General features: G+C 39.3%; 9 protein-coding genes. All 9 read right to left on the minus strand.

Features of this window, described 5'->3' with window-relative positions:
* Positions 1-37: 37 nt before the first annotated feature.
* Positions 38-694, minus strand: coding sequence for a phosphate signaling complex protein PhoU (phoU, locus tag KTHG_RS06790; RefSeq protein WP_139992367.1), 657 nt, complete (start codon positions 692-694; stop codon positions 38-40).
* 17 nt (positions 695-711) lie between these two features.
* A complete protein-coding gene (gene pstB / locus KTHG_RS06795) occupies positions 712-1,491 on the minus strand; it encodes a phosphate ABC transporter ATP-binding protein PstB (RefSeq protein WP_139992762.1) in 780 nt (259 codons plus the stop codon).
* Between the two features lie 59 nt (positions 1,492-1,550).
* A complete protein-coding gene (gene pstA, locus KTHG_RS06800) occupies positions 1,551-2,429 on the minus strand; it encodes a phosphate ABC transporter permease PstA (protein WP_126990286.1) in 879 nt (292 codons plus the stop codon).
* Positions 2,430-3,374 carry a phosphate ABC transporter permease subunit PstC gene (pstC, locus tag KTHG_RS06805; protein ID WP_233600542.1) on the minus strand — a complete coding sequence of 315 codons (945 nt, stop codon included), beginning with the start codon at positions 3,372-3,374 and terminating at the stop codon, positions 2,430-2,432. It abuts the gene before it with no gap.
* Positions 3,375-3,443: 69 nt separating this feature from the next.
* Positions 3,444-4,403 (minus strand): PstS family phosphate ABC transporter substrate-binding protein, encoded by a 960-nt coding sequence (locus KTHG_RS06810; protein WP_139992369.1) that lies wholly within the window; start codon positions 4,401-4,403, stop codon positions 3,444-3,446.
* 167 nt (positions 4,404-4,570) lie between these two features.
* Positions 4,571-6,724 carry a peptidoglycan D,D-transpeptidase FtsI family protein gene (locus KTHG_RS06815; protein WP_139992371.1) on the minus strand — a complete coding sequence of 718 codons (2,154 nt, stop codon included), beginning with the start codon at positions 6,722-6,724 and terminating at the stop codon, positions 4,571-4,573.
* 157 nt (positions 6,725-6,881) lie between these two features.
* Entirely contained in the window at positions 6,882-7,490 is a 609-nt protein-coding gene (locus KTHG_RS06820; RefSeq protein WP_126990289.1) for a superoxide dismutase, read from the minus strand.
* A gap of 139 nt (positions 7,491-7,629) precedes the next feature.
* Positions 7,630-8,109 (minus strand): DUF456 domain-containing protein, encoded by a 480-nt coding sequence (locus KTHG_RS06825; protein ID WP_139992373.1) that lies wholly within the window; start codon positions 8,107-8,109, stop codon positions 7,630-7,632.
* Positions 8,110-8,124: 15 nt separating this feature from the next.
* The coding region (locus KTHG_RS06830) for a PhoU domain-containing protein (RefSeq protein WP_305000240.1) at positions 8,125-8,338 on the minus strand (214 nt) is incomplete at its 5' end.

Genomic DNA, 8,338 nt, shown 5'->3' on the forward strand with positions numbered 1-8,338 from the left:
GAACGGTCGTTTTTATACATATGTCCCAGCCTCTTTTTTAATCAAAAGCATAATGCTTTCCTTTTACTAAATAAAACAGTGATTCTGCCAAATTCGTCGCATGATCTGCTGCGCGTTCGATGTATTTACATACAAATGACAACTGCTGTAGCTGACTCTCTGCGCCAGTTTGTGTATGGGTTGCTTCTAATAATTCAGTTAGTGCCTCGCCATATAGCGCATCAATTTGATCATCCATTTCAGCGAGCACCTTTGCCTCGAGTAAATTTTCCGTAATAAACAATTGCAGCATATCACGTAGCATTTTTACTGCAAGGCCCCGCATACGATCAATTTTTTCAATTGGTAGCGTTAATTCTGTCTCACCAAGGCGAATCGTTTCTTTTGCGATATTTACGGCATAGTCTCCGATACGTTCCATTTCGCTCGCCGCCTTTACAATGACCATCACCCGACGTAAATCCGTTGCCACTGGCTGCTGCTTTGCAATTAGTAATAGTACATCGTCTTGGATATGCTGCTCTAGGCGATTAATAAAACGGTCCTGATCAATAAGTACCCATGCTTTTTCAACATCTTTTTGTAATAATCCATCTACTGAGTGATCAAAAGCATGAATCGCTAATTCACATAAATCGACAAGACGCTGCTGCACACGCGTAAGCTCTTGCTCATATTTTTCACGAACAACCATCATCATAGCCCCCTAGCCTAGCCGAATCGTCCAGAAACATAATCTTCTGTGCGCTTATCTGTTGGATTTGAGAAAATTTTATCTGTCGTATCAAATTCAATGACCTCACCATTTAAGAAAAAGGCTGTTTTATCTGAAATTCGCGCCGCTTGTTGCATATTATGCGTCACAATAATAATCGAGTAATTTTCTTTTAGCTCTTGTACAAGTTCTTCTACCTTTAATGTCGAAATTGGATCAAGTGCCGAAGTTGGCTCATCCATTAAAATAACATCTGGTTCAATCGCCAGACAGCGTGCAATACAAACACGTTGTTGCTGCCCACCTGATAAACCATATGCATTGTCATGTAAACGGTCCTTTACCTCATCCCAAATGGCCGCACCGCGTAGTGACTGCTCAACAATTTGATCTAATACTTTTTTATTTTTGATGCCATGAATACGCGGTCCGTACGCAATATTATCGTAAATTGATTTTGGAAAGGGATTCGGCTTTTGGAACACCATTCCCACCTTTGTACGTAGCTCCTCTACCGAATAGCCTTTATCTAAAATATTGTGCTGACGATAATTAATTTCTCCCGTTGTACGCACACCTGGTACAAGCTCTACCATACGATTTAATGTTTTTAAATACGTCGATTTCCCACAGCCAGACGGTCCAATAATGGCCGTCACATTATTTTCTTGAATATTTAAATTAATATCTTTTAACGCATGGTTATTGCCATACCATAAATTTAATTGATTCGTTTCATAGACATTTTCACGCTGTTTATTTTTTAAAACCTGCATCTCTTTTTTTGGCTTGTTGTTGTTCCTGTACGATAGCTTGTACCATGACAAGTCCTCCCTTAATAACGATTTTGGAATTTATTTCGAATAAATACGGCAATACTGTTCATAAAAATTAACAGCACCATTAACACTAAAATACCAGCCGCTGCAACATATTGGAATTCTTCTTGTGGACGCTTTGCCCAGTCAAAGATCAACATCGGTAACGCCGTAAATTCACTTAATACGCCCGCTGGTAAAAACTGCACGATAACGGGAATACCAATAACAACAAGTGGTGCTGTTTCACCGATTGCTCGTGATAATGCTAAAATACTACCTGTTAGTACCCCTGGAATTGCCGCTGGTAGCACGACTTTACGAATCGTTTGCCACTTTGTTGCGCCCATACCATAAGATGCCTCACGAAGACTTCCTGGTACCGAGCGAATCGCTTCCTGTGCTGCCACAATAATGACCGGTAAAATTAATAAACTCATCGTTAAACCTGCTGCTAAAATACTTTTTCCCATGCCAAGCATTCGTACAAAAATCGTTAAGCCTAATAAACCGAATACAATCGATGGCACACCTGCCAGATTTGAAATATTCATTTGAATAAATGTCGTCAGCTTACTTTTTTTCGCATACTCTTCTAAATAAATCGCGGCACCTACACCAAGTAGAAGCGATACCGGTGCAACAACTGCTAGCATTGCAAGAGAGCCTACTAACCCGGCAAATACCCCTGCTTTCTCAGGAAAGCGTGATGAGAAATTTTGAAGAAAATCAAAGGATACATAACCAGCACCTTGTGTAATCATTCGATAAAGTAAAATGACTAATGCAAGTAAGGCAAGTAAGGTTGCGCCAAGAAATATATTTTTAAAAACCGTATTTTTCACACGGCGCTTCGTCATCTGGCGCTCGACAACCTCATGATTAATATAAGCCATTTAGTATTCCTCCCTAAACTTCTTCGAAATCCATCCCGCAATTAAATTCATCATCAACGTAAAGATAAATAATGTGAAGCCTACTGCATAAATTGAGTAATAAATTGTCGTACCATATCCTGCATCACCCGTTGAAACTTGGACGATATACGCTGTCATTGTTTGAATAGAACCTTCTACATCAAAGTTAAATAATGGTGTTGAGCCACCTGCAAGTGACACGATCATCGTTTCACCAATGGCACGTGACATCGCGAGAACAATCGATGCAAGGACACCTGATAATGCGGCCGGTAGCACAACTTTTAAGGCCACTTCAAATTTTGTTGAGCCTAGGCCAAATGCCCCTTCACGCATCGCATTTGGAACGCTTGATAGAGCATCCTCTGAAAGTGAAGCAATTGTTGGTAAAATCATAATACCGATAATAATCCCCGGACTTAGTGCGTTAAAAATCTCTAGACTCGGAAATACCTTTTGAAGCATCGGTGTCACAAACGTTAAAGCAAAGAAGCCATAAACAATTGTTGGTACACCAGCTAATACTTCTAAAATTGGCTTAATCAGGCGACGAACTTTATCAGATGCAAATTCACTTAAATAAATCGCTACAGCAAGGCCAAGTGGAACCGCAACGATAATTGCAATACCCGTTACTTTCAGTGTTCCGATAACGAGTGGTAGCACCCCGTAGGAAGGATCCCCTGCAAAAGGTAGCCATTCCGTACCCGTAATGTACTCCAAGAAGCTAACACGCCTGAAAAATTCCACTGTTTCAAAAATCAATGTAAACACAATACCAATCGTTGTGAGGACAGAAACGGCTGCTGTAATAAACAGCAATACTGGTACTATTTTTTCTGCTTTGCGGCCAAGCCCCTTTTTTTTCTTGTCCGCAATCATTTGCTGCACATCGAGCGACTTTTCTCGTTTTTGTGAGACCAACTTCAAAGACTCCCTTCTATTTAAAAAGACGGCATGCTTTGCAGACCGTCTTTTTACCTGCTATATCGCTTACTTTTTAAATTCTTCTAATTTTTTCTTATCTTCTTCATATACGTTATCTGGTGATTTCACATAACCTACGCTCTCAGCCATCGCACCTGCATTTTCAAGCGCATATTCCATGAAATTATACATTGCTGGCTCCTCTAATGCTTTATTGTTTGCATAGACGAATAATGGACGAGAAAGCGGTGTGTAATCGCCTGATTGAATCGTATCATGTGTAGGTTCTACGCCATCAATTTTCACAACTTTTAGTTTATCTTTATTCGCTTCGTAATAAGCAAATCCGAAGTAACCAATCGCATTTTTATCTGACTCAACACCTGTTACAAGAACATTATCATCCTCAGATAGCGTTGCTGATTTATCAAGTTGCTGTTCTTCAAGTACATCGTTTACAAAGTAATCGTATGTGCCGGAGTCAGTTCCTGGCGAGTAGAATTTAATTTCTTCATCTGGCCAGTCTTTATTGATATCCGACCATTTTTTCTTTTTGCCGTTATCTACCCAGATCTCTTCTAGTTCTTTAACGGTCACATCCTCAATCCAATCATTATCTTTGTTAACAACGATTGAAATTCCGTCATAGGCAATCTCAAACTCTGTATAATCAATGCCTTTTTCTTTTAGTTTGGCCGCTTCCTCTTCTTTTACTGGTCGAGAAGCATTTGAGAAGTCTGTTTCGCCATTAATGAATTTTTCGAAGCCGCCACCTGTACCAGATACACCAACAGAAACTTGAACTTTTGGTTGAGTAGCTGCGTATTCCTCAACAATCGCTTCCATAATTGGTGATACAGTAGAGGAGCCATCGCCTGCAACTTTACCTTGCAATTGTTCTTCAGATTGTGCGCTTGTTGATGTTTCTGATGACGAATTACTCGCCTTTTGATCAGCGCCACACGCTCCTAGTAATAAAGCTGATGTTGCCATTGATGTCACCATTAGGTACTTCCATTTTTTCATTGTTACTTCCCCCTACACATGTCGTTTGTTATTCTTTACACGTTTAACTATAAAGAATGATTGTAAGGCTCGTATTTGAGTTATGTAAGGAAATATGAAAGCATTGTAAATTCCATGTAAATAAAAAAAGAGAACCGCTATAAAGCGATTCTCTTCCTATTATAAGCTTAACGAGTAATTTTATCTCCGACCGTTTGCTTTTGATCTTTTGTTTCTTGTTTTCTCAATTTAAAGAATGCATCTACTGCTTCACGTGCCATGAGGTTATTAGGCGTTGAGTGCTCTGCAGTCGTAGACATCCATGGCATAATAACCGCATAAGCTACTTCTGGATTATCTTTTGGTGCGAAACCAATGTGAGATACCGTAATTGAATACGTACCATATTTCTCCTTTTTCGGACCGTAGTAAATTACTTCGGCTGTTCCGGTTTTACCGGCTGCTTTATATTTTGCATCCGAGAAGAATTTAGAAGCTGTACCGCTAGGCGTATTATAAACCATGCTCATACCTTCATGAACCTGATTGTATTCTGCCTGTGTATTATTCGTATGATTTAAAATAGTTGGTTCGATTTCTTTATCTAGTCTACCAAGTGTTTTACCATTTTCAGACGGCTCATGAATTTCTTTTAAAATATGCGGTGCAATACGATCCCCGCCATTTGCTACAGTTGACACATATTGTGCTAGTTGGAGCGGTGTATACGTATCATACTGCCCAATTGCTAAATCGAGGTATTTCCCTGGTAATGTTTCATTCCCTTTAACCCCAGTAAATTCGCCTGGTAAATCAATACCCGTTTCCACACCTAAACCAAAACGAGCATACCCATTACGCATTTTTTGGAAGTCAGCTGCTGTGATGCCATTAATACTTTGTTGGCCATAATCAATACCTGCTACTTTTAACGCTGTTTTAAACATATACACATTCGATGATTTTTGAAGCGCAACCTTATCACTGATAACACTTGATTGTGCACCTGATCGGTTATAAAGAGAAGATTTCGTCATGCCACCAAGCTTCATCGGTGCATCCAAAATACCTGTACCTGGGGTAATTGCACCATATGAATACCCTGTTAATAGCGTACCCGCTTTCACGACTGACCCTACTTCATACGATGATGTAAAGGCACCAATCGAATAATCCGTTACTTTCATTTTGCCAGATTCATCGGTTTCAAGCTTTTTACCACTCATTGATAAGACTTCACCCGTATGTGGGTCCATCATTACAAGGAATGCACGGTCTAATAAACCGGCTGTGCCATTTGCTTTTGTTTTTAATAAGTATTTTTCAACAATACTATCCGTTTTTTCTTGTAATTTACTATCAATTGAAATGACTAAGTCTTTGCCGGCCTGCCCTTCTTTAATCGTTTTCGTATCAACGACTTGGCCGCTTGAATTTGTTTCACTTTTCACAACGGCTTTTTGACCTTGTAGTAATTCTTCATATTGTTGCTCTAAATAACTTTTACCAACACGGTCATTACGTGAGTAATCTCGTGCTAAATAATATTGCAACTTATCTGCCGGAATCCCTTCTTCAGGCGTTGTTGTTTTCCCTAAGATAGTTAAATCCGATTTTTTCTTACGTGCCCAATCTGTTGTTGTGTTAACGCCTGGTAAGTTATTTAATCTTTCAGATACAATCGCAAATTCTTTATCACTTACACCATCACTTTTAATAATCTGTGGCGATAAGTTATACCCTGCAACCATTTTGCTATAAATTGCTAATGTTTTTAAATCTGATTTGGTTAATGTTTTTAATTCTTTTTTCGTAATGCGATCTCGTGTAAGTTTATCGATTTTGGCTTGAATTTCAGATGTTTCGCCACCTTTTTTACTAATGGCTGCCTGCTCTTCTTTGCTAACTTTTTCCGCAGCAGCATCTGCATTTAAACGAATCCAATAATCTTTTTTGTCCCGCTCAGTCAACTTCGACGTATCCATTTTTATTAACTTTGATAATGCCGTCGCTGTTTCTAACATCTCTGTTTGTTTCGTTGTAGGATATTTGGTGTACGTAATGGCATTTTTCGCTTCATTATCAACGAGCACTTTCCCATTACGATCATAAATACGGCCACGCGGAACACTTGTATTGACCGTTACTTCCTCAGTTTTTTGTAATTCCTTTACATAATCTTCACCTTTGACAATTTGCATGTAACCAAGGCGTAAAATTAAGACCGAAAATAGTACGAAAATCGAGAAGAAAAGAACATTCATTCGAAATGAAAGACTAGCGCGTTGGTTCGCTTTTGGATTCGCTGCGCGCTGCTTTTGTGCTTTTTGTTTTCGTCGCATCAAATTCCCCCCTTCTGCTCAATTCACAATTAGTAGTATATCATTTTTCACCTTAAAAAACATAAAGTCTTAGCGGGTTCACGCAATTTTTCGTCCATAAAAAAAGCACGCACCTTCATGACGTGAAGGGTACGTGCTTTGTTCCATTTAAAATGGATTATTTTGCAGCAGCGTAAAGTTCTGCTACTTTATCCCAGTTTACAACGTTCCAGAATGCAGCGATGTAGTCTGGACGTACGTTTTGATAGTTTAAGTAGTAAGCGTGTTCCCAAACATCAAGACCTAATACTGGTGTTTTACCTTCCATGATTGGAGAATCTTGGTTTGGAGTAGAAGAAATTTCTAATTCGCCGTTTGCTACTGATAACCAAGCCCAGCCTGAACCGAAGCGAGTTTTTGCAGCGTTAGCAAATTGTTCTTTGAATGCGTCGAATGAACCGAATTTAGCATCGATTGCAGCTGCTAATTCACCTTCTGGAGCGCCTTTACCGTTTGGAGTAAGTAAAGTCCAGAATAATGAGTGGTTTGCGTGACCGCCACCATTGTTGCGTACAGCTGTACGTACTTCTTCTGGTACAGCATCTAAGTTAGCAATGATTTCTTCAACAGATTTACCGTCGAATTCTGATTTGCCTTCTAAAGCGCCGTTTAAGCCTTGTACATATGTGTTGTGGTGCTTGTCATGGTGGATTTCCATAGTACGAGCATCAATGTGTGGTTCTAGTGCGTCAAACGCGTAAGGTAATTGTGGTAATTCAAAAGCCATAATTCAAATTCCTCCTTGAGATAAGTAAATATTAGTTTTTACACTCTTAGATTATCAAAAACTTCCCGGTTGTTCAAATAAAATTCACTGAAACTGCATATTTCAGCCTTTTGACTGAAATCCTAGTAAACTTCAAGGATTAGACAGCAATGACAAAAATGACAATCATGATAACTTGAATAATCCCTTTTGTAACAACGGATGTCAAGAATCCGATGAGTGAACCGAACCCAATTTTGCAGCTTGTTAAAAAATCTTTTCGACTAACAATCCATTCTGCGACTACAGCCCCAATAAATGGGCCTAATAGTATACCTGCGAACGGAATAACAAAAGGTCCGATTAATAAACCAATTGTACTTCCCCATACCCCTGCATTTGTGCCACCAAACTTTTTTACACCAATCCAGTTTGAAATGGCATCTGCCCCGAAAATTAATACTGTTAATAAAATTTCAATAAGCCAGAACCACCAAGGTAAGTCACCGAAGTTGAAGAAGAGGCCATATACAATAAACCCTGCAAAGATACACACAACCGCTGGAATAATCGGATAAACTAACCCGGCAAATGCCGCAATAAATAATAGGATAATAATTGTCCACGCTAAAATTGTCATCAAACTCCCCCTTTCTTATTTTCTTATAGATGCTTCTGCAATGTTGACACAATGGTCACCAATTCTTTCTAAGTTGCTCATCATCTCACTAAATATAATACCCGCATGTGCCGAACATTCACCATGATTTAGCCGATGAATATGTTTTTTACGATTGGCTCGTTCCATTTCATCAACTTGCTCCTCTAGCAGCATAATCTCCGCACGCAGCGAACGGTCGGCCGTATCA

The organism is Kurthia sp. Dielmo, assembly GCF_000307285.2.
Classification (GTDB): Bacteria; Bacillota; Bacilli; order Bacillales_A; family Planococcaceae; genus Kurthia; species Kurthia populi.

What these genes read in the sequence shown, in the direction of transcription:
- phoU (WP_139992367.1), bottom strand. Translation starts at nt 694, where the DNA reads ATGGTTGTTCGTGAAAAATATGAGCAAGAGCTTACGCGTGTGCAGCAG.
- KTHG_RS06825 (WP_139992373.1), bottom strand. Translation starts at nt 8,109, where the DNA reads ATGACAATTTTAGCGTGGACAATTATTATCCTATTATTTATTGCGGCA.
- pstB (WP_139992762.1), bottom strand. Translation starts at nt 1,491, where the DNA reads ATGCAGGTTTTAAAAAATAAACAGCGTGAAAATGTCTATGAAACGAAT.
- pstA (WP_126990286.1), bottom strand. Translation starts at nt 2,429, where the DNA reads ATGGCTTATATTAATCATGAGGTTGTCGAGCGCCAGATGACGAAGCGC.
- KTHG_RS06815 (WP_139992371.1), bottom strand. Translation starts at nt 6,724, where the DNA reads ATGCGACGAAAACAAAAAGCACAAAAGCAGCGCGCAGCGAATCCAAAA.
- KTHG_RS06810 (WP_139992369.1), bottom strand. Translation starts at nt 4,403, where the DNA reads ATGAAAAAATGGAAGTACCTAATGGTGACATCAATGGCAACATCAGCT.
- KTHG_RS06820 (WP_126990289.1), bottom strand. Translation starts at nt 7,490, where the DNA reads ATGGCTTTTGAATTACCACAATTACCTTACGCGTTTGACGCACTAGAA.